The following is a 20,273-nucleotide window of genomic DNA, read 5'->3' as shown; positions in this document are numbered from 1 at the left end:
GTCTTCAGAGTTGGGTTTCCATGGCGTCGACGATATGCCGCAGCACCTGCAGGCGAGCGTAACGCTTGTCGTTGGCCGACACCAGATGCCACGGCGCGTGGGCCACGTCGGTGCGCGTCATCATCTCGTTGGCTGCCGCTGCGTATTCTTTCCACTTGTCGCGGTTGCGCCAGTCGTCGGGCGTGATCTTGAAGTTTTTGAACGGCGATTTCTCGCGCTCGTGAAAACGCTTGAGCTGCTCGTCGGGCGTGACGGCCAGCCAGAACTTCAGCACCAGCGCGCCGCTGGCGGCAAGCTGTTCTTCGAAGTCGTTGATCTCGGCATACGCGCGGCGCCACCGGGCGGGCGGTATCAGCTTTTCGACGCGCTCGACCAGCACGCGGCCGTACCACGAGCGGTCGAAGATGCCGATGCGGCCATGGCTGGGAATGCAGCGCCAGAAACGCCACAGATAGGGCCGGGCCAACTCTTCGGTCGTGGGCGCGGATATCGGCGTGATGTCGACTTGCCGGATATCCAGCGCGTGTGTGACGCGGCGGATGGCGCCACCCTTGCCGGCGGCGTCCTGCCCCTCGAACACCAGGATCAGGGAGCGATTCCTGAACTTGTCGGACCGGGCGGCGCGCGCCAGCCGGCCTTGCAGCAGGCCGAGTTCGGTCTCGTAGTCTTCCTTGTCCACCTTGGCGTCGTAGTCCAGCTTGCCCAGCCGGTCCACGATGCGCGTCGTGCTGGAGTGCGCCACGAAAGCGGGCGGCAGGCGGGGCACCCCACGCCGGCGCAGCGCGCCGAGCACCGCCTCGGCCGTGCGGGCGGCGCGCATGTTTTCGTCGGCGCTGGGAATCACCACCCACGGCGCATGGCCGCAGTCCGTGTGATTGAGGACGACTTGGGCGCCGGCCCGGATGCGGTCAAACCGCTTGTTGACCTTCATGTCGACCGGACTGACCTGCCAGGCCGTATCGGGGTTGGCCAGCAGGCGCTGCGCACGCGTCTTCTGTGCCTTGGCGGACAGGTGGAACCACAGCTTGATGATCTGCACGCCTTCGGCGGCCAGCATGGTCTCAAAGCGCATGATCGCCGCCGAGTGCGCCTCGATCGCGTCCGCGTTGGGCTTCTTGCGCACGGCTTCAATGACGAGCGGCGTATACCAGGACCCGAACACGATGCCCGTGCTGCCCTTGGGCGGCAGATCGCGCCAGTAGCGCCACAACGGCGGGCGCTCGAGCTCGTCGCCTTCGCGCGGCCCGTAGGCCAGCGTGCGGATGTGGCGCGGGTCCATCCATTCGTTCAGCAGGTTGATCGTCGCACCCTTGCCGGCGCCATCGATGCCGGCCACGACGATCAGAAGCGTCTTGTCGGCCTGCCGCAGCCGTTCGTACTGCGCATTGAGCAACGCGACCCGCAGCCGCGTTTCGAGCGCCTTGAATTCGTCTTTGGACAGGATGGGGTCGGCTTCGGCTTCGGCAAACATGGATGCGCGTCGGATCGGGTGGCTGCGATCGGGCGATCTTGCGGGATAAGGCCGCGCGGCGCAAGTGCGCCGCGGCCGGGGGTCAGAGCGCGTTGACGGGAATCTTGAGATAGCGCACGCCGTTGTCTTCGGGGGGCGGGAAGTGGCCCGCGCGGATGTTCACCTGAATCGCCGGCAGGATCAGCGTGGGCATCGACAGCGTGGCATCGCGCCGCGTGCGCATGGCGACGAATTCGTCCTCGGTAATGCCGTCGCGCACGTGGATGTTGCCGCGGCGCTGTTCGGCCACGGTGGTTTGCCAGGCGGCCTCGCGGCCCGCGGGCGGATAGTCGTGGCACATGTAGAGCCGCGTGTCGTCTGGCAGGCTCAGCAGCCGTTGGATCGACTGGTACAGCAGATGCGCGTCGCCACCGGGAAAATCGCAGCGCGCCGTGCCCACGTCCGGCATGAAAAGCGTGTCGCCCACGAATGCCGCATCGCCGATCAGATAGGCCATGTCGGCCGGCGTATGGCCGGGCACGTGGATGGCCGTGGCGGTCAGCGAACCGATCTGAAAGGTCTCGCCGTCGGCGAACAGGTGGCCGAACTGCGAGCCGTCGAGCTGGAATTCCGGTTCCAGGTTCAGGATGGTCTTGAAGACGCCCTGCACGGTGCGGATGCTCTGGCCGATGGCGATCACGCCGCCGAGTTGCCGTTGCAGGTAGGGCGCCGCCGACAGATGATCGGCGTGGGCATGGGTTTCCAGCAGCCAGACGGTCCGCAGGCTGCGTTCGCGCACGTAATCGGCCACGCGATCGGCGCTGGCGGTGCTGCTGCGGCCGGACTTGGGATCGTAGTCCAGCACCGAATCGATGATGGCGCACGCGCCGCCGGGCGCGGGTTCGTGGACGACGTAGGTGATGGTCGCAGTAACGGTGTCGAAGAAGGCCTGGATGTGCGGGGTCATGAGGGCTCGCGTGAAGGCCGCACGGGCGGCCCGATCAGGTCAATTTACGAAAATAAATAATATTTGCGCATAGTTTATTCATAAATATAATGACGCCGCTATCCCCCACGTGTCCGACACCTCGTCATGAACGCTCCCCTTACCGATTGCGAAGTCGCCGTCCTGCGCGAGTCCGCCACCCAGGCCTGCGCGCTGCTTAAGGCGCTGGCCAACGAAGACCGCTTGCTGCTCTTGTGTCAGCTGGTCCAGAATGAACGCAACGTCGGCGAGCTGGAATCGCTGACCGGCATCCGCCAGCCGACGCTCTCGCAACAGCTGGGTGTGCTGCGCGACGAGGGTCTGGTCGCGACGCGGCGCGAGGGCAAATACGTCTATTACCAGATGGCCAGCTTCGAGGTCAGCCAGGTGATGAAAACGCTATCCAGTTTGTACTGCGGACGCGCTATGGAGTCACTCAAGTGAACGTGGACTGGTCCGCCTTCACCCCGGCCGCCGGCACGGCGGGCGGCCTGCTGATCGGCGCCGGCGCGGTGCTGCTGATGCTGGGCGCGGGACGCATCGCGGGCATCAGCGGCATCGTGGGCGGACTGCTGGCGCCCGAGCGCGGCGGGGGCTGGCGCATCGCCTTCCTGCTGGGGCTGTGCGCCGCGCCCTGGCTGTTCCGCCTCTTTTCCGAATTGCCTTCCATCACGGTGGAGGCCAGCACGCCGCGCCTTATCGTCGCCGGCCTGCTGGTCGGCATCGGCACGCGCTATGCGTCTGGGTGCACCAGCGGACACGGCGTGTGCGGCCTGTCGCGCGGCTCGCGCCGGTCGCTCGTGGCGACGCTGATCTTCATGACCGCGGGTTTTGCCACGGTCTACGTGCTGCGGCACGTGGCGGGCGTCTGATCATGGCCGCGCTCTACGCCTTCGCCGCCGGGCTCGTCTTCGGACTGGGCCTGCTCATATCGGGCTTGGCGGACCCGGCGCGTGTGCTGGGCTTTCTGGATCTGGCCGGGTTGTGGAATCCTACCCTGGCATTCGTGATGGGCGGCGCCGTGCTGGCGACCAGTGTCGGTTATGCGCTGTTGCGGCGTCGCCGGGCCAGCTTGTCCGGCGAGCCCATGCGCTGGCCGCAAGCCACCCGGCTCGACGCGCGTCTGGCCGCCGGCAGCCTGGCGTTTGGCGTGGGGTGGGGGCTGGCGGGCTTCTGCCCCGGCCCGGCGCTCGTCGCTGCCGCGGCCGGCATCGGCGACGCAGCGGTGTTTGCGGGGGCGATGCTCGCTGGCATGGGCATCCACGCGTACATCACGCGGGCTGGGCGTCGCGACGGCGACGCAACCGGACCGCGCGCGTAGCGGCCGCTTGCCCGCGCGCCTGCCCTCGCGCTTGCCCTCGCGCTCGCCCTCGCGTCGAATCGCCTATTCGTACGTCCGGATGTCGTCGATGACCTTGCCGTCGTTCGGTAGGCCGCCCTCCGCCACCCATTCGACATCGGCCCGCAACTTCGTCACGTCTCGCGCCGAATCGGCGATCCGGCGGGCCAGCACGTCGTTCTGCTCGCGCGACTCCACCTTCAGCACCATGCGGTCCGACCCTGTGCTGCCGCTGATGACCAGCCGCGCGCGCAGGATCTCCGGGTGCCGCCGCGCCACGTCCGCCACCTGCGACGGATGCACGAACATGCCGCGCACCTTGGTGGTCTGGTCGGCGCGTCCCATCCAGCCCTTGATGCGTGTGTTGGTGCGTCCGCACGGCGAGATGCCGGACATCACCGCCGACAGATCGCCGGTGCCAAATCGCACCAGCGGGTAATCCGGATTCAGCGTGGTCACCACGACCTCGCCGACTTCGCCTGCCGGCACGGGTTCGCCGGTGCCGGGACGCACGATCTCGACAATGATGTCCTCGCCCACCACAAGTCCTTCGCGGGCGGGCGTCTCGAACGCGATCATGCCCAGGTCGGCGCTGCCGTAGGCCTGGTAGCCGTCGATGCCGCGCGCCGCCAGCCAGTCGCGCAGCGACGGCGGAAAGGCTTCGCCGGAGACCAGTGCGCGCCGCAGCGAATCGAGCTTCACGCCCAGTTCGTCTGATTTCTCAAGAATGATCTTCAGGAAGCTCGGCGTGCCGGTGTAGCCGCTGGGCGCCAGGTCCTGAATCGCGCGAACCTGCTGCTCGGTCTGCCCGGTGCCGCCGGGAAACACGGTGCAGCCCACGGCGTGGGCGGCCGTTTCCATCATCGAGCCGGCCGGCGTGAAGTGGTACGAAAAGCAGTTGTAGGCCAGTTCGCCGGCGCGAAAGCCCGCCGCGTACAGGGCGCGCGCGAAGCGCCAGTAATCCGACCGCGCGCTCTCCGGTTCGTAGATCGGGCCGGGCGAGGCGAACACGCGCATCGCTTCGCCCCAACCGATGGCCGAGAACCCGCCGAAGGCTTTCTCGGGACCGGCGGGCCGCGCGCCGTCGTCGCGGCTATGCTGCTGGCGTTCCAGCAGTTCATGCTTGCGCAGGACCGGCAGCCGGGCCAGCGCCTCGCGCGAGGTGATCGTGGCGGGGTCCACGCCGCGCAGTTGCTCGGCAATGGCCGGCGCGCGCGCGATGGCCCGCGCAATCGCCCCAGGCAGGGCGGCCATCAGATCGCGCTCGCGTTGCTCGGGCGCGCGGGTTTCGCGGTCATCGAAAAACTCGGACATGGAATCGCACCTTCTCGTGTGCCGGTTGGCGGCGCCGTTGCCGGCGCCATGCGGCAAGCGCTGGCTTGCCCGCGTCGGGAATCAGGCCAGCCAGCGTTTGCGGCGGCGGTAGAACTTGTTGTCTCGGAAACTCTTGCGTTCGCCGCTGGAAATGCCCAGGTAGAACTCCTTTACGTCCTCGTTCTGCGCCAAGTCGGCGGCCGCGCCGTCCATCATCACGCGCCCGTTTTCCAGGATGTAGCCGTAATCGGCGTAGCGCAGCGCGATGTTGGTGTTCTGCTCGGCAAGCAGGAAGCTCACGCGCTCGCGCTGGTTCAGGTCGCGCACGATCTCGAAGATCTCTTCGACGATCTGCGGCGCCAGACCCATCGACGGCTCATCGAGCAGGATCATGTTGGGGTTGGCCATCAGCGCGCGGCCGATCGCGGTCATCTGCTGCTCGCCGCCCGAGGTGTAGCCGGACTGGCTGGTGCGGCGCTGTTTCAGGCGCGGGAAATACTGGTAGACCCGCTCCAGCGCGGCGGCGGTGTCGCCCCGGCTCATGCTGCGCGTATAGGCGCCGGTCAGCAGGTTTTCCTCGATGGTGAGGTGGGCAAAGCAATGCCGGCCTTCCATCACCTGCACGACGCCGCGCTTGACCAGTTCGGCGGGCGTCAGGCGTTCGATACGCTGGCCGCGGTACTGGATGTGGCCCTTCGTGACGTCGCCGCGCTCGCCCTTGAGCAGGTTCGAGATCGCGCGCAGCGTCGTGGTCTTGCCGGCGCCGTTTGCGCCCAGCAGCGCCACGATCCTGCCTTCCGGCACCTGCAGGGACACGCCCTTGAGCACCAGGATCACGTGGTTGTAGATCACCTCGATGCCGTTCACATCGAGCAGCACCTGGGGGGCGTCGGCGGCGGCAATATTGGCGTCGTTCATAAACCTTCCTGCGGCGTGGCGGCGGCCGGCCGGAAAGCCGGCCGCCGGTTCATATCAACTTGCGTTGCGCACCCGCGGCGCGGGGCCGCGGGTGCTCCAGAAGCATCACTCGCACTTGCGCGGCGTGATGTTCTTTTCCTTGGCGTACTTGGCCGCCGATTCCTTGACCATCGGGTCCAGGATCGCCTTGTCGGCCTGATACCAGTCGGAAACGACCTTGAACTTGGAGCCGTCCCACTGCACGATGCGGGCCCAGTCGTCGCCCTTGTGGTTGGCGCACGAGGTCTTGACCGGACGCATGATCTGGCCAAAGCCCAGCTTGTCGAGCTTTTCCTGGGTCAGGTCCAGGTTCTCGAAGCCCCAGCGCACCTGCTCGGGCGTCAGCGCCTTGCCCTTGCCGTACTTCTCCTGCGCGGCGCGGATCGCTTCCACCTGCAGCATCGAGATCATCATGCCGCGCGTGTGGGCGATGGTGCCCAGTGTGGTCTTGCCGGTTTTGTCCGCGCCCTGGCCCTTGTCGTAGACGTACTTCTTCAGATCGTCATAGACCTTGTCGCTGTCGGCGCCGCTGTTGTGGATGGTGATGGCGTTGTAGCCCTTGGCGACATCGCCCAGGTCCTTCACGTCGCCTTCCGACCCTGCCCACCAGATCGCGTACATCTTGTCGCGCGGATAGCCGCTGGCCTGCGCTTCGCGGATGGCGGTGGGCGTCATGATGCCCGCGCTCCACAGCAGCACATAATTCGGACGCGCTTGGCGGATCTGCAGCCAGGTGGACTTCTGCTCCACGCCCGGCGCCGTCACCGGATACAGCAGCAGCTCAAAGCCTTCCTTGGCCGCGCGCTTCTGCAAGAGCGGGATCGGCTCCTTGCCGTACGGCGAGTCGTGGTAGACCAGGGCGATCTTCTTGCCCTTGAGCTTGTCCATGCCGCCTTCTTTCTTGGCGATGTCCTGGATCATCACGTCGGCGGCAGTCCAGTACGTGCCCAGGAGCGGGAAGTTCCACTCGAACACGCTGCCGTCCACCGATTGCGACAGGCCGTAGCCCATGGTTTCCACGGGCACCTTGTCGATGATCGCCTTGTCGCTGACCGCGAAGGTGATGCCGGTGGACTGGGTATCGAAGCCCGACGCGCCCGTACCCTTGCCCTTCAGGCGCTCGTAGCACTCCACGCCGCGGTCCGTGGCGTAGGCGGTCTCGCATTCTTCGTACGTGATCTTGACGCCGTTCACGCCGCCATCGCGTTCGTTGACGAGCTTCAGGTAATCCAGCTTGCCGTCGGCCCAGGGAATGCCCAGCGGCGCGAACGATCCCGTGCGATACACCAGCAACGGAACGAACTGCTCTTCGGCCGCCATTGCCGGCGTGGCCACGGCGCCTGCGGCGCCGGCTGCGGCCATCAAGGCTGCCGCCAACTTCAGGTTAAGACGCTTCATCTCCATTTACCTCCTGCGTGGTGCTTGGGTCGGTTCAACCCTGGGACACCGGGATTGGCCCGGTCTTGAGCCGGGTATTCGGGGCGGTGGTCCAGCGCGGTCGTGCCGCGTCGGACCCGCGGAAATCAAAACGAAAAAGATCAGTGGGGGAACGGCCAGATCCGCAGCTTCTCCTTGCCGATGCTCCACAGCCGCGCCAGGCCGTGCGGCTCGGCGATCAGGAAGAACACGATCAGCGCGCCGAACACCATGTGCTCGATGTGCGCGGCGGTGTCCACCGACAGCGGCAGACCCAGCATGTGCGGGATGTTCGCCAGTGCCACGGGCACCAGCACGATGAACGCCGCGCCGAAGAAGCTGCCGATGATCGAGCCCAGCCCGCCGATGATGACCATGAACAGCAGCTGGAACGAACGGCCCAGGTCGAACGCCAGCGGCTCCCAGGAGCCCAGGTGGATATAACCCCACAGCGCGCCGGCCACGCCCACGATGAACGAACTGACCGCGAACGCCGTCAGCTTGGCGTACATGGGCCGGATGCCGATGACCGATGCCGCCACGTCCATGTCGCGGATCGCCATCCACTGGCGGCCGATGGCGCCGCGCACCAGGTTCTTGGCCAGCAGGCTGAAGATGACAACCAGGATCAGCACGAACAGGTACTTCTCCATGGCGCTTTGCACCGGCAGGCCAAAGGCCGTGAGCGGCGGCACCGACACGCTGCCCGAGGACGAATAGTTGGTGAAGAAGGGGATGCGCAGGAACGCCCAGTCCACGAAGAACTGCGCCGCCAGCGTTGCCACCGCCAGATACAGGCCGCGGATGCGCAAACTGGGGATGCCGAAGATCACGCCGACGATGGTGGCAAAGCAGCCGCCCAACAAGATTTGCACCACGAGCGGCATGCCGGGAAAGCGCACGCCGAAGTTCCAGGCCGCATACGCACCCACCGCCATGAAGGCGCCTGTGCCCAGCGAGATCTGTCCGCAGTACCCGACCAGGATGTTCAGGCCCACGGCGGCCAGCGCCAGGATCAGGAACGGAATCAGGATGGCGCGCAGCAGGTAGTCGCTGGCCATGGCCGGAACGACGATGAACGCCACCGCCATCAGCAGCCAGATGAAGACGCGGTCCTGGCGGATCGGGAAGATCTGCTGGTCAGCGCGATAGCTGGTCTTGAATTGGCCGTTTTCGCGATAGAACATTTTTTATCCTCGGTGACGCAGGCTTAGACGCGGTCGATGATCTTCTCGCCGAACAGCCCTTGCGGACGGAACAGCAGGAACACCAGCGCCAGCACGTAGGCGAACCAGATTTCGATGCCGCCTCCCACCAGCGACCCCAGATAGACCTCGGACAGCTTTTCCCCCACGCCGATGATGAGGCCGCCCAGAATGGCGCCAGGCACCGACGTCAAACCGCCCAGGATCACCACCGGCAGCGCGCGCAGCGCGGCGGTGGACAGCGTGAACTGCACGCCGAACTTCGATCCCCAGATGATCCCCGCCACCAGCGCCACCAGCCCGGCCACGCTCCACACGATCACCCAGATGCGGTTCAGCGGAATGCCGATCGACTGCGCGGCCTGGTGGTCGTCGGCCACGGCACGCAGCGCGCGGCCCGTCGAGGTGTACTGGAAGAACAGCGCCAGCGTCGCCACCAGCAGCGCGGCGATGACCGCCGCGGTCAGGTCTTCAAGGTTGATGAGCAGCCCCCCTTCGAACACCGAGTCCAGGATCATCAGCGGATCCTTGGGCATGCCGACGTTGATGGAGTACACCGAGCTGCCGAACGTGATCTGGCCGAGGCCGTCCAGGAAATAGCTGATGCCCAGCGTGGCCATCAACAGTGTCGTGGCTTCCTGGTTGACCAGGTGCCGCAGCACGAAGCGTTCGATCGCCACCGCCAGCAGGAACATCACGATGGCGCTGACGATGAACGCCAGCACGTTGGCCAGGATCATGTTGTCAAAGCCCAGCCAGCGCGGCAGCCATTCCGAGAAGCGCGCCATAGACAGCGCCGCCACCAGCACCATCGCGCCCTGTGCGAAGTTGAAGACGCCGGACGCCTTGAAGATCAGCACGAAGCCCAGGCCGATCAGCGCGTACAACATGCCGCTCATCAGGCCGCCGAATAAGGTCTCTAGAAAAAATCCCATGTCTTTCCGCCTTGGTTGTCCGGCTTAGTGCGACACGCCGAGATAGGCGCGGATGACGTCTTCATTCGCCCGAACTTCGTCGGGTTTGCCGTCGCCGATCTTCTTGCCGTAGTCCAGCACCACGACGCGATCCGAGATGTCCATGACCACGCCCATGTCGTGCTCGATCAGCACGATGGTCGTGCCGAACTCATCGTTCACGTCCAGGATGAAGCGGCTCATGTCCTGCTTTTCCTCGATGTTCATCCCGGCCATCGGCTCGTCCAGCAGCAACAGACGCGGCTCCATCGCCAGCGCGCGGCCCAGGTCGACGCGCTTTTGCAGGCCGTAAGGCAGACGGCCCACCGGCGTCTTGCGATAGGCCTGGATTTCCAGGAAGTCGATGATGTTCTCGACAAACTCGCGGTGCTGCATCTCTTCGCGCTCGGCCGGCCCCAGGCGGAACGCCTGCGCCAGCAGGCCGCTCTTCATGCGCAGGTTGCGGCCGGTCATGATGTTGTCCAGCACGCTCATGCCCTTGAACAGCGCCAGGTTCTGGAACGTGCGCGCAATCCCCATTTCGGCGGCGCGGCGCGGGTTCATCCGCGAAAACCGCTCGCCGCGGAACGCGATGCCGCCTTGCTGCGGCGTGTAAACGCCGTTGATGACATTGAGCATCGAGCTCTTGCCCGCGCCGTTGGGTCCGATGATGGCGCGGATCTCGTGCTCGCGCACGTTGAAGGAAATATCGGTCAGCGCCTTCACGCCGCCGAAAGACAGGGAGATGTTCTGCATGTCCAGCATGACATCGCCGATACGCTGGTCGCGGTCGTTAGTGCTCATATTCTTTACGCGGCTCGGGCGGTGATGGCGGGAAACGTCTTGACCGGATGGATCCGCAGATCCGCCGAAATCTTGCCGGTGCGTCCGTCTTCGAATTTCACTTCGGTCTCGATGAATTGCGACTGCTTGCCGCCAAAGAGCGCGTCGATCAGTACGCCGTACTTCTGCGCGATGAAGGCGCGGCGCACCTTGCGCGTGCGGGTCAGCTCGTCGTCGTCCGGGTCCAGTTCCTTGTGCAGGATCAGGAAACGGCTGACCTGCGACGCCGCCAGCTTGGGGTCGGTCGCGAGATCCGCGTTGACCTGCTCCACGCACTCGGCGATCAGCTGATAGACCTCGTCCTTGCCCGCCAGGTCGGTGTAGCCGGCATAGGGCAGGCCACGGCGTTCAGCCCAGTTGCCCACGGCTTCCAGGTCGATGTTGATGAACGCGCACACGTCTTCGCGGTTAGCGCCGAACGCCACCGCTTCCTTGATGTGCTGGAAGAACTTGAGCTTGTTCTCGATGTACTTCGGCGCAAACAGGCTGCCGTTGGCCAGCTTGCCCACGTCCTTGGCACGATCGATGATCTTGAGCTGCCCGTCGGTATCCAGATAGCCGGCGTCGCCCGTGTGGAACCAGCCGTCGGCGCTGCGCGCCTCGGCCGTGGCGTCGGGATTGCGGTAGTACTCCTTGAAGAGCCCCGGGCTCTTGACCAGGATCTCGCCGTTGTCGGCCACGCGAATCTCCACGCCCGCCACCGGCGGTCCGACGGTGTCGTCGCGAACCTGGCCATCGGGCTGCACGCAGACGAACACCGAGGTTTCGGTGGAGCCGTACAGCTGCTTCAGGTTGATGCCGATGGAGCGGTAGAACACAAAGAGGTCCGGACCGATGGCTTCGCCGGCCGTGTACGCCACGCGCACGCGGCTCATGCCCAGCGCGTTGCGCAGCGGACCGTAGATCAGCACGTTGCCCACCGCGTAGCGCATGCGGTCCCAGGCGTTGACGGATTCACCGTCCAGGATCTTCGTGCCAACGCGGCGCGCCAGCTTCATGCACGCCGCGAACAGCTTGCGCTTGAGATAACCCGCATCTTCCATGCGGATCATCACGTGCGTCAGCAGGCCTTCCAGCACGCGCGGCGGCGCGAAGTAATAGGTGGGGCCGATGTCGCGCATGTCGATGGACACAGTGTCGGGCGACTCGGGATGATTCACCGTGAAGCCCGTGACCAGCAGCTGCGTGTACGAGAACATGTTCTGGCCGATCCAGGCGGGCGGCAGGTACGCCAGCACGTCTTCCTGGTCGGTCAGCTTTTCCATTTCCGACACGGCGCGCGCGCGGTCGATGAGCGCATGGTGCGTCAGCACCACGCCCTTGGGCTTGCCCGTCGTGCCGGACGTATAGAACATGGCCGCGGCGTCGTGCGGCTGCACGGCAGCGACGGCGCGCGCGTAGAAGTCGGGATGCTTGGCGGCATATTCGCTGCCCAGCGCTTCCAGTTGCTCATACGACAGCAGCATGGGATCGGCGTAATGGCGCAGGCCGCGCGGGTCGTCGAACACGACATGCTTGAGCGCCGGGCACTGTTCGCGCACTTCGATCATTTTGTCGACCTGCTCCTGGTCCTCGACGATCGCAACGCTGATCTCCGCATCCTGCAGCACGTAAACCATTTCCTGCGCGACCGCGTCCTGATAGAGCGGAACAGGGATGGCGCCGAGCGATTGCGCGGCCATCATGGCCATGTAGAGACGCGGGCGGTTTTCACCGATGACGGCGACGTGCATGCCGGGCTGAATGCCGAGCGATGCAAGACCCTGCGCGACGTGACGGACATGCTCCGCCACTTCGGACCAGGTCAGGGTTTGCCAGATCCCCAGGTCTTTCTCTCGTATCGCGGGCCGCGACCCACGAACGTTGGCATGCGCGAGCAGCAGCGCCGGAAAGGTGTCCGGCGCCGCCGGCACCTGTGCAGATGCGGGCGATGAATGTGCCACGTTGTCTCCTCCGGTTTGGGCGCATCGCGCGCAGTGCCTGCAATGGAAGCGGCGGTTGCGGCGGTGTGCTTGACCAGTTGGTTTTAGATTTACGGCAGGAGTTAAGGTATAAGGTTGGGTTGCTACCAACTGTCACCATCGCGACATTCAAGGACCTTTTAGGGTATTCCCGATGCAGCTATCCGACTCCCTGCAACTCGCCGCCGCCTGGTTCCGCGTGCTCAACGCCGAACAGCAAGCGCGCGTGGAGCGGGACCTTTCCGTGCAGCAGGTCGTTGCCGGATCGATCATAGAGCGCAAAGGCGAACTCGCCCAGGCTTGGATCGGCGTACTGGCGGGACTGGTGAAGGTGTCGGTGGGCAATTCGGAAGGCAAGGTCGCATCGCTGACGGGCGTGCCCGCCGGGGGCTGGATCGGCGAGGGCTCGCTGCTGAAACGCGAGGTCCGCAAGTACGACATCGTGGCGCTGCGCGATTCGGTGGTGGCGCGCCTGCCGGGCACGACGTTCGACTGGTTGCTGGATACCAGTATTCCGTTCAACCGGTACCTGCTGCATCAACTGAACGAGCGCGTGGCGCAGTTCATCGGCAAGGCGGAGTACGACCGTCTGCTCGATCCCGATGCGCGCGTGGCCCGCTGTCTGGCCGAGCTCTTCAACCCTTTGCTGTATCCGGGCATGGGGATGCGACTGACGATTACACAAGAAGAAGTCGGCTATCTGGCCCGGGTGTCACGCCAGCGTGCGAACCAGGCGCTGCGCAAGCTGGAGGAGGCGGGGCTGCTGAACGTGGAATACGGGGCGGTTCGGGTGCTGGACCTGGACGGGCTGAAGCAATACGGCTCGGACCGCGGCGCGGTGGAAGCGGAGCAGGCGGCGTAATCGTCATCAGGACTTAAAAAAAGTGTTGACGATAAATCGCGCGCTATTTAATATCGCACCATGAAATCCAGAAACAAGACCAAAGCCGCATTCAATCCGCTGCTGCTGGACAGCCAGTTGTGCTTCGCCTTGTACTCGACCTCGCTGGCGATGAACAAGGTGTACCGCAAACTGCTGAGCGGGCTGGACCTGACGTACCCGCAATACCTGGTGATGCTGGTGCTGTGGGAAGGCGACGAAATTACGGTGACGGATATCGGCAGCCGCCTGTTTCTGGATTCGGCCACGCTGACGCCGCTGCTTAAACGCCTGGAGGCCGCGGGCCTGGTGACGCGCAAGCGCGCCGTGACCGACGAACGCCAGGTGATCGTGGGCCTGACGAAACAGGGCCGCGATCTGCGCGAAAAGGCCGAAGCGGTGCCGCACGCGGTTGGCGCGGCAGCGCAGTGTTCGCTGGACGAAGCGCAGGGCATGACGAAGATGCTGCACGCGCTGCGGGAGAAGCTGGCCGGAAGTCTTTGAAGTTTTGGATGGTGTTTGTCATCATCCGGTTTTATAAATAGCGCACGATATTGTTGTTCACTATTTAAAGTCTTAAGCAAGTCGCAAGTTCATCGTTGACCGCCAACACGGGAAGGGTCCCGCAAGGCAAGCAGTACAAACTTTCATTCAAAGGAACCACACCATGTCGATCGAAAAAGTCCTCTACCGCGCCAACGCCACCGCCACCGGAGGCCGTGAAGGCCGTGGCGTCAGCGACGACGGCAACCTTGACGTCAAGCTGACCACCCCCCGCGAACTGGGCGGCGCCGGCGCAGCAGGCACGAACCCCGAACAACTGTTCGCCGTCGGCTACTCGGCCTGCTTCCTGGGCGCCATGAAGTTCGTCGCCAACCGCGACAAGATCGCGATCCCGGCGGACGTGTCGGTGAATGGCATCGTCGGCATCGGCGCGATTCCGACGGGTTTCGGCATCGAAGCAGAACTGAAGATTTCGCTGCCGGGCTTGGACCGCGCAGAAGCCGAAAAGCTGGTCGCGGCCGCACACATCGTGTGTCCGTACTCGAACGCAACGCGCGGCAACATTGATGTGACGTTGACGATCGTTTGAGGGTGACGTCGCATTTAGGTTGATGTGACGGCGAAGTGGGCCTTGCAGGGGATGACCGAGTTGATCGGTTGCCTGCATAGGCCCATTTTTTATGGTGCAGCGTTCTGCGAATTGACAATCATCGAGCTGTGATTTGAGTCCTTCAGGGCGACGTTCTTTGTGCCACTAGGGTCTTCGTAGGTTCGATGTCGGTCTGCCACGAGGTTCTTCGTAGGTCGCCCGACGCCGCGGTCACCGTGGGCACGATCGCCCACGATTGCGGCCCGGAGCCTTCGCTCCGGACTTCCCCGTCGTCATCTTCGTCCAGGCCTTCGGCCTTTCCTTCAGATTCCCTCGGGCGCATCGACGGCGCTCGCGCCCACGGTGACCGCGACGCCGTGCTACGAGGGTCTTTGGTATGCGGCGCTTCAAGACCTGTGTTCAGGGCAGGAGATCTGCGGGGCCGCCGAATTGCTGCCGCCCGGGCGGCGGCAATCGGCATCGGAGCCGTGGGTCGTCGGTGCGGCGTGCGCTTGCGCGCTTGCGGAGAGCGGCTTGCGAATGAAGCTCGTCAGTGTCAGACACCCAACGTTGACATAGGCAAGAACCGGACCACACCGCAGCCACACGCGAAGCGTCATCGCCCCGACGCGAGACGCCGCGTAAGCCCCCGAAGGCCGCCCGCGCGGCCGCCGCGGGCGGGCCCCGCAAGATCTTTCTCTCTCCCCCCACCGTGGGCAAGAACCTAAAGAACCCAACTCGCCCCACCACCGGTAAAGCTGAATCAACTGGAGCCCGTCGCAGCGGGGGCCTGGGTGCGCGGGGCGTGTAGATGCGCCCGAGGGAATCTGAAGGGAGCCGAAGGCGGACGAAGATGACGAAGGGGCAGTCCGGAGCGAAGGCTCCGGACCGCAATCGTAGCCCCGCGCACCCAGGCCCCCGCTGCGGCGGGCGTCTTAAGAACTCAACTCTACACATGCAGCCAACAACAACCCCATCCGCCACAAACCGCCAGCCTAACTGCCACTACACCGTTCAATGCCCCCCACCCAAATAAGCCGCAACCACAGCCGGATCATGCTTCAACTTCTCCGCACTCCCATGCACAGAAATCCGCCCGTTTTCCAGCACATACCCATAATCCGCCACATTCAACGCCGCCGCCGCGAACTGCTCCACCAGCAGCATCGTCACGCCTTCTTCCTTGAGCCGCGCAATGATCCGGAACACCTCTTCAACCAGAATCGGCGCCAGTCCCATCGAAGGCTCGTCCAGCAGCACCAATTCCGGATTCAGCATCACCGCGCGCGCCATGGCCAGCATCTGCTGCTCACCGCCCGAAAGCGTCCCAGCCAGCTGATCCCGCCGTTCCTTCAAGCGCGGGAACAGATCCATCGCCCGCCCCAGATCAGCTTGAACGTCACCCTTAGGCCGGCTACCCGTCAGACGCGGAAACGCACCCAGCAGCAGATTGTCGGTCACTGACAGCGTAGGAAACACCCGGCGCCCCTCCGGCGAATGCGCCAGCCCTAGCCGCGCGATGCGATGTGACTCCATCCCATCAATCCGCTTGCTACCCAGCGTGATCTCCCCCGCAGTCGGCCGGATCATCCCCGACAGCGCCCGCATCGTCGTCGTCTTGCCAGCCCCGTTCGAGCCGATCAGCGTCACCACCTTGGCTTTGGGCACCTCCATGCTGATGCCGTGCAGCACCTTCACCTTCCCGTAGCCTGCTTCCAGATTCTTGATCGATAGCATCTTCTTGTCCCCTTGGCGTCAGGCGGGCGCGCCGCCCAGATACGCCTCGATCACCTTGGCGTTGCTTTGCACTTCATTAGGCAGGCCCTCGGCGATCTTCTGGCCGAAGTCCAGCACCGACACCGTGTCGCACACCCCCATCACCACGTCCATGTGGTGCTCGATGAGGATCAGCGTGATGCCGTGGTCGCGCACCTTGCGGATGATCGCCAGCAGTTCCACGATGTCAGGCGCCGTCAGGCCTGCCGCCGGTTCGTCCAGCAGCAGCAGTTGCGGATCCAGCGCCAGTGCGCGGGCGATCTCCAGGAGGCGCTGCTTGCCGTAGGGCAGGTTGCGCGCTTCTTCGCTGGCCAGCGATTCCAGGCCGACGAATTCCAGCAGCGCCATGGCCCGTGCCCGTGCGCCCTGTTCCTCGGTCTTCCACTTGGGCGTGCGCAGCGCAATGCCCGCCAGACCCGTCGTGAAGGTGTGATGCAGGCCCACCAGCACGTTCTCCAGCGCGGTCATTTCGCCGAAGAGTTGCACGTTCTGGAACGTGCGCGCGATGCCGGCTTCGGCGATGTCCGCGGGCGGAAGGCCGACGAGCGACTTGCCCCCGAACTCCACCGCGCCGGCCGTGGGCACGTAGATGCCGGTCAGCACGTTCATCATCGTGCTCTTGCCGGAACCGTTGGGTCCGATGAGCCCGTGGATGGTGCCGCGCTTGACGGTCAGGTCCACCTCGTTCAGGGCTTTCAGGCCGCCGAACTGCATCAGCACATTCTTGGCCGCCAGCAGGGTCTCGCCCTTGCCCGCGACGGCGTCCGGCACCGCATCCTGTTCCTTCACCAGGTCCTTCTTCACCGCCAGCGCCGCGCGCCGCGTCGAGAAGAACAGGTTGCGAACGAAGCCCACGATGCCGTCGGGCAGGTAGTACACGACGAACAGGATCATCGCGCCGAAAATGGTCAGGCGCCAGTCGGTGACGGCGTCCAGCCAGTACGAGAAGATGGCCAGCACGATCGTGCCGATTACCGGCACCGCGACCTTGCGCGGCTCGGTGCGGCCCTTGGAGATGGCCACGACGCTGCCCACCGTCACCAGGATCGCCACCGCTAGCGCGATCAGGCGGAAGGTGCCGATGTCGTCGAGCATCTTGGGCAGCAGCACGATGATCGAGGCGCCCAGCAGCGCGCCGGTGCGGCTCTTGCGGCCGCCCATGATGATGGCCAGCAGGAACAGGATCGTCAGTTCGAAGTTGTACGTATTCGGCGAAATGTACTGTTCCGAATACGAGTACAGCGCGCCCGCCAGGCCGGCAAAGCCGGCGCTGATGACGAAGGCGATCACCTTGTGCCGGTACACCGACACGCCCATGCAGTCGGATGCGATGGGGCTGTCGCGCAAGGCTTCGAAAGAGCGGCCCAGGTGCGACTTCAAGATCCGGTGCACCACGATCAGTGAGATCACCAGCAGCGCGGCGACCAGCCAGAAGTACTCGGCCTTGGTCAGCACGTGGCCGGCGATGGACGGCTTGGTGACCTTGATGCCCAGCGGGCCTTCGGTCAGGAAGGTCATCTCGTTGATCAGGATCTGGATGATCGTGCCGAAGGCCAGCGTCACCATCGCCAGATAGGGGCCGGTGACGCGCAGCGCCGGCAGCGCCAGCACTGCGCCAAAGGCGGCGGCGATGACGATGGCGGCGGGCAGCGTCAGCCAGATGGGAATCTGCAGGTGAAAGACCAGCACGCCGGCGACGTACGAGCCGATGCCGAACAAGCCGGCGTGGCCCAGCGACACCTGGCCGGTGTAGCCCACCACGATATCGAGCCCGAACAGCAGGATCGAATAGATCATGATGGTTTCAATCAAGTGCAGGTAATACGTGTTGGTCACGCCCAGCGGCACGGCGGCCAGGCAGGCCACGGCCACGATGGATAGGAGAAGATGCAGGGGTTTCATCGCTTACACCTTCTTGATCGCGGTCTTGCCGAACAGGCCGGCGGGCTTGAAGGTCAGAACGAGCAGCAGCAATACCAATCCCGGCACGTCTTTGTATCCCGTTGATAGATAGAAACCGGTGGTCGTTTCGGCGATCCCCAGGATCAGCCCGCCCACCACGACGCCCATCCCGCTGGACAGGCCGCCAATGATCGCGACGGCAAATGCCTTCAGGCCCAGCACGGCGCCCATCGTGGCGCCCGTCAGCGTCAGCGGCGCGACCAGTACGCCGGCAAACGCCGCAGTCAGCGACGACAGTGCGTACGAGAACGTGATGACCATGCCGGTGTTGATGCCCATCAGGCCGGCCGCGTCGCGGTCGTTGGACGTGGCGACGAAGGCTTTGCCGTAGATGGATTTGCGGTTGAAGATTTCCACCAGAATCATCATGCCCAGCGCGCCGAACACCACCAGCAGCTCCATCGGCAGCACGTTGGCGCCCAGCACCTGAATCGGCGCCTCGGGCAGCGGCGAGGGAAAGCGCAGGTCGTCGCGGCCCCAGATGTTTTCGGCCACGTTCTTGAAGATGATGCCCAGCGCAATGGTGGCCATGATCCAGCCGAATTCCGATCGCGTCTTGATGGCGGGCCGCACGCCCACGCGTTCGACCAGCGCGCCCTGCGCGAAGCCGAAGATGCAGACGATGGGAATCATGACCCAGTAGTTCACGCCCAGTCCGACGAGCGTGAGGCCGACGAGCGCACCCAGCATCAGGGCTTCGCCCTGGCCGAAGTTCAAGGTGCCCGATGTGGCGAAGGTGAGCTGGTAGCCGAACGCAATGACCGCATAGATCATGCCTAGCGCGATACCGCTATAGATGAGCTGTAGAAGAATCATGGTGTGTGTCTTGAGGCGCTGTGTTCCGTCCCAACCCCCTTGGGCAGAACGCTGTTTTCAGGCGGCTGCATGCCCCGCGCCCGAAGCTTCAGGCGCGGGCGGCGGCGGCCGGGCAGCCGCCGCCTTCCTGCTTGTCGGGATTTAGTTGGCCTTGATGACCCGGCCGCCCTTGACCTCGCCGATGACCACTTCCTTCGCGGTGATCGCGTCGTGGTTGTCGTGCGAGAAGGGCTTGTTGTAGGTCATCACCACGCCCTCGACCGGGGTCTGCAGGTTTTCCAGTGCTTCGCGCACCTTGGGACCGTCGGTCGAGTTCGCCTGCTTGATGGCCGCGGCCAAGAGGAAGATGGAGTCATAGCCCTGCGCCGCCGACACCGCGAATCGATGCGGTTGTTCTTGGGCTTGAACTTGGCCAGGTAGGCGTCGATGAACGCCTTGCGCTTGGGCGTGTCCGGGTCCTGGATGAAGGTCTGCGGCATGCGCGCGCCTTCACCGTTGGCGCCGGAGTTGTCGATGTAGTTGGCCATGGACAGCGTCCAGCTGCCGATGATCGGCACCTTCCAGCCCAGCTTGGTCATGCCGTTGGCGACCTGGGCCAGCTCCGGGCCGATACCGTAGGTCAGCACGGCTTCAGCGCCCGCGGCCTTGGCCTTGAGCAGCTGGGCCGTCATGTCGACGTCCTTGATGTTGAACTTCTCGACGGCGACCGGCTTGATGCCCTTGGCGTCCAGGGCCTTTTCCAGGTCCTCGCGGCCGAGCTGGCCGTAGTTGGTGGAGTCGGCCAGGATCGCGACCTTCTTGAAGCCGCGGCGCGTGATCGCTTCTTCCACGATCATCGGGGCCTGGATGCTGTCGTGGGCCGCATTGCGGAACACGTAGTTGTCGGGGTATTCCGGCGCCTTGAACTGATGCGTGATCACGCTGCCGGTGGCCACGTTGTTGAACACCGGGATCTTGGCGTCCTGGTAGAAACGTTGGGAGGCCAATGCGACGCCGGTGTTGATGTAGCCGACGGTGGCGGTCACCTGTTCCTTGTTGATCAGTTCCTGCGCGATCTGTACGCCGCGCTCGTTCTTGGCTTCGTCATCGCGTTCGACCGCGACGAGCTGGCGGCCCATCACGCCGCCGTTCTTGTTGATCTCTTCAATGGCAAGGCGAACGCCGTCGCGCATGCTGACGCCCATGGAGGACGAGCCGCCCGTGTAGGGGCCGGCCACGCCGATCTTGATGGGGTCGGCGGCGTGGGACGCGGCCGATACGGCAAATGCAAGGGTTCCTGCAAGCAGCTTCAAACGAAAATCCATGGATGTCTCCGTTGTAATT

The 20,273-nt window shown here is 64.5% G+C and carries 18 protein-coding genes and 1 pseudogene; 6 read left to right on the top strand and 13 right to left on the bottom strand.

Annotated features, from left to right (window positions below):
- Positions 1-4: 4 nt before the first annotated feature.
- The gene (gene pap / locus MHZ91_RS10030) at positions 5-1,471 is read right to left on the bottom strand and encodes a polyphosphate:AMP phosphotransferase (protein WP_239213484.1); all 1,467 of its coding nucleotides are present in this window, start codon (positions 1,469-1,471) and stop codon (positions 5-7) included.
- A gap of 82 nt (positions 1,472-1,553) precedes the next feature.
- A complete protein-coding gene (locus MHZ91_RS10025; protein WP_239213482.1) occupies positions 1,554-2,417 on the bottom strand; it encodes an MBL fold metallo-hydrolase in 864 nt (287 codons plus the stop codon).
- A 126-nt stretch (positions 2,418-2,543) separates the two neighbouring features.
- On the opposite strand from MHZ91_RS10025, the gene MHZ91_RS10020 reads away from it, so the two are divergent.
- The 3 genes from MHZ91_RS10020 to MHZ91_RS10010 are packed head-to-tail and all read left to right on the top strand — an operon-like array spanning position 2,544 to position 3,756.
- Entirely contained in the window at positions 2,544-2,879 is a 336-nt protein-coding gene (locus tag MHZ91_RS10020) for a helix-turn-helix transcriptional regulator (RefSeq protein ID WP_175124970.1), read from the top strand.
- Positions 2,876-3,307 carry a YeeE/YedE family protein gene (locus MHZ91_RS10015; protein WP_239213480.1) on the top strand — a complete coding sequence of 144 codons (432 nt, stop codon included), beginning with the start codon at positions 2,876-2,878 and terminating at the stop codon, positions 3,305-3,307. Before MHZ91_RS10020 ends, MHZ91_RS10015 begins: the two co-directional genes overlap by 4 nt.
- Before the next feature lie 2 nt (positions 3,308-3,309).
- The gene (locus MHZ91_RS10010) at positions 3,310-3,756 is read left to right on the top strand and encodes a DUF6691 family protein (RefSeq protein ID WP_239213478.1); all 447 of its coding nucleotides are present in this window, start codon (positions 3,310-3,312) and stop codon (positions 3,754-3,756) included.
- 63 nt (positions 3,757-3,819) lie between these two features.
- Here MHZ91_RS10010 and MHZ91_RS10005 read toward each other — a convergent pair whose 3' ends face one another.
- From MHZ91_RS10005 to MHZ91_RS09975, 7 genes are all read right to left on the bottom strand, one after another.
- Positions 3,820-5,088: a phenylacetate--CoA ligase family protein gene (locus MHZ91_RS10005; RefSeq protein ID WP_239213476.1), complete on the bottom strand. Its 1,269-nt coding sequence runs from the start codon at positions 5,086-5,088 to the stop codon at positions 3,820-3,822.
- Positions 5,089-5,169: 81 nt separating this feature from the next.
- The gene (locus MHZ91_RS10000) at positions 5,170-6,006 is read right to left on the bottom strand and encodes an ABC transporter ATP-binding protein (protein WP_239213474.1); all 837 of its coding nucleotides are present in this window, start codon (positions 6,004-6,006) and stop codon (positions 5,170-5,172) included.
- Between the two features lie 105 nt (positions 6,007-6,111).
- A complete protein-coding gene (locus MHZ91_RS09995; RefSeq protein WP_239213472.1) occupies positions 6,112-7,449 on the bottom strand; it encodes an ABC transporter substrate-binding protein in 1,338 nt (445 codons plus the stop codon).
- A 134-nt stretch (positions 7,450-7,583) separates the two neighbouring features.
- On the bottom strand, positions 7,584-8,648 hold the full coding sequence (locus MHZ91_RS09990) for a branched-chain amino acid ABC transporter permease (RefSeq protein ID WP_218342582.1): 1,065 nt from the start codon (positions 8,646-8,648) through the stop codon (positions 7,584-7,586).
- A 23-nt stretch (positions 8,649-8,671) separates the two neighbouring features.
- Positions 8,672-9,601, bottom strand: a complete 930-nt coding sequence (locus tag MHZ91_RS09985) for a branched-chain amino acid ABC transporter permease (RefSeq protein ID WP_063955103.1) — start codon at positions 9,599-9,601, stop codon at positions 8,672-8,674.
- Between the two features lie 24 nt (positions 9,602-9,625).
- Positions 9,626-10,423 carry an ABC transporter ATP-binding protein gene (locus MHZ91_RS09980; RefSeq protein ID WP_175124976.1) on the bottom strand — a complete coding sequence of 266 codons (798 nt, stop codon included), beginning with the start codon at positions 10,421-10,423 and terminating at the stop codon, positions 9,626-9,628.
- Positions 10,424-10,428: 5 nt separating this feature from the next.
- Positions 10,429-12,405, bottom strand: coding sequence for a long-chain fatty acid--CoA ligase (locus MHZ91_RS09975; RefSeq protein ID WP_175136808.1), 1,977 nt, complete (start codon positions 12,403-12,405; stop codon positions 10,429-10,431).
- 172 nt (positions 12,406-12,577) lie between these two features.
- Between MHZ91_RS09975 and MHZ91_RS09970 the strand changes: the two genes are divergently transcribed.
- From MHZ91_RS09970 to MHZ91_RS09960, 3 genes are all read left to right on the top strand, one after another.
- Positions 12,578-13,285, top strand: coding sequence for a Crp/Fnr family transcriptional regulator (locus tag MHZ91_RS09970; protein ID WP_175124978.1), 708 nt, complete (start codon positions 12,578-12,580; stop codon positions 13,283-13,285).
- A gap of 60 nt (positions 13,286-13,345) precedes the next feature.
- Complete coding sequence (locus tag MHZ91_RS09965; protein WP_175124979.1) at positions 13,346-13,807, top strand: MarR family winged helix-turn-helix transcriptional regulator; 462 nt, start codon at positions 13,346-13,348, stop codon at positions 13,805-13,807.
- A gap of 163 nt (positions 13,808-13,970) precedes the next feature.
- Complete coding sequence (locus MHZ91_RS09960) at positions 13,971-14,396, top strand: organic hydroperoxide resistance protein (protein WP_056560358.1); 426 nt, start codon at positions 13,971-13,973, stop codon at positions 14,394-14,396.
- Positions 14,397-15,410: 1,014 nt separating this feature from the next.
- Here MHZ91_RS09960 and MHZ91_RS09955 read toward each other — a convergent pair.
- From MHZ91_RS09955 to MHZ91_RS09940, 4 genes and pseudogenes are all read right to left on the bottom strand, one after another.
- On the bottom strand, positions 15,411-16,133 hold the full coding sequence (locus MHZ91_RS09955; RefSeq protein ID WP_056560356.1) for an ABC transporter ATP-binding protein: 723 nt from the start codon (positions 16,131-16,133) through the stop codon (positions 15,411-15,413).
- An 18-nt stretch (positions 16,134-16,151) separates the two neighbouring features.
- On the bottom strand, positions 16,152-18,074 hold the full coding sequence (locus tag MHZ91_RS09950) for a branched-chain amino acid ABC transporter ATP-binding protein/permease (RefSeq protein ID WP_175139640.1): 1,923 nt from the start codon (positions 18,072-18,074) through the stop codon (positions 16,152-16,154).
- Positions 18,075-18,077: 3 nt separating this feature from the next.
- A complete protein-coding gene (locus tag MHZ91_RS09945; protein WP_006216335.1) occupies positions 18,078-18,950 on the bottom strand; it encodes a branched-chain amino acid ABC transporter permease in 873 nt (290 codons plus the stop codon).
- A gap of 141 nt (positions 18,951-19,091) precedes the next feature.
- A pseudogene (locus MHZ91_RS09940) lies at positions 19,092-20,254 on the bottom strand (ABC transporter substrate-binding protein).
- Between the last annotated feature and the right edge of the window lie 19 nt (positions 20,255-20,273).

It is taken from the genome of Achromobacter sp. ACRQX (assembly GCF_022346505.1).
In the GTDB taxonomy this organism is placed as follows: Bacteria; Pseudomonadota; Gammaproteobacteria; order Burkholderiales; family Burkholderiaceae_B; genus Achromobacter; species Achromobacter animicus.
This window is presented reverse-complemented; position numbering and strand designations above follow the sequence as displayed.

What these genes read in the sequence shown, in the direction of transcription:
- pap (WP_239213484.1), bottom strand. Translation starts at nt 1,471, where the DNA reads ATGTTTGCCGAAGCCGAAGCCGACCCCATCCTGTCCAAAGACGAATTC.
- MHZ91_RS10025 (WP_239213482.1), bottom strand. Translation starts at nt 2,417, where the DNA reads ATGACCCCGCACATCCAGGCCTTCTTCGACACCGTTACTGCGACCATC.
- MHZ91_RS10020 (WP_175124970.1), top strand. Translation starts at nt 2,544, where the DNA reads ATGAACGCTCCCCTTACCGATTGCGAAGTCGCCGTCCTGCGCGAGTCC.
- MHZ91_RS10010 (WP_239213478.1), top strand. Translation starts at nt 3,310, where the DNA reads ATGGCCGCGCTCTACGCCTTCGCCGCCGGGCTCGTCTTCGGACTGGGC.
- MHZ91_RS10005 (WP_239213476.1), bottom strand. Translation starts at nt 5,088, where the DNA reads ATGTCCGAGTTTTTCGATGACCGCGAAACCCGCGCGCCCGAGCAACGC.
- MHZ91_RS10000 (WP_239213474.1), bottom strand. Translation starts at nt 6,006, where the DNA reads ATGAACGACGCCAATATTGCCGCCGCCGACGCCCCCCAGGTGCTGCTC.
- MHZ91_RS09995 (WP_239213472.1), bottom strand. Translation starts at nt 7,449, where the DNA reads ATGGAGATGAAGCGTCTTAACCTGAAGTTGGCGGCAGCCTTGATGGCC.
- MHZ91_RS09990 (WP_218342582.1), bottom strand. Translation starts at nt 8,648, where the DNA reads ATGTTCTATCGCGAAAACGGCCAATTCAAGACCAGCTATCGCGCTGAC.
- MHZ91_RS09985 (WP_063955103.1), bottom strand. Translation starts at nt 9,601, where the DNA reads ATGGGATTTTTTCTAGAGACCTTATTCGGCGGCCTGATGAGCGGCATG.
- MHZ91_RS09980 (WP_175124976.1), bottom strand. Translation starts at nt 10,423, where the DNA reads ATGAGCACTAACGACCGCGACCAGCGTATCGGCGATGTCATGCTGGAC.
- MHZ91_RS09970 (WP_175124978.1), top strand. Translation starts at nt 12,578, where the DNA reads ATGCAGCTATCCGACTCCCTGCAACTCGCCGCCGCCTGGTTCCGCGTG.
- MHZ91_RS09965 (WP_175124979.1), top strand. Translation starts at nt 13,346, where the DNA reads ATGAAATCCAGAAACAAGACCAAAGCCGCATTCAATCCGCTGCTGCTG.
- MHZ91_RS09960 (WP_056560358.1), top strand. Translation starts at nt 13,971, where the DNA reads ATGTCGATCGAAAAAGTCCTCTACCGCGCCAACGCCACCGCCACCGGA.
- MHZ91_RS09955 (WP_056560356.1), bottom strand. Translation starts at nt 16,133, where the DNA reads ATGCTATCGATCAAGAATCTGGAAGCAGGCTACGGGAAGGTGAAGGTG.
- MHZ91_RS09950 (WP_175139640.1), bottom strand. Translation starts at nt 18,074, where the DNA reads ATGAAACCCCTGCATCTTCTCCTATCCATCGTGGCCGTGGCCTGCCTG.
- MHZ91_RS09945 (WP_006216335.1), bottom strand. Translation starts at nt 18,950, where the DNA reads ATGATTCTTCTACAGCTCATCTATAGCGGTATCGCGCTAGGCATGATC.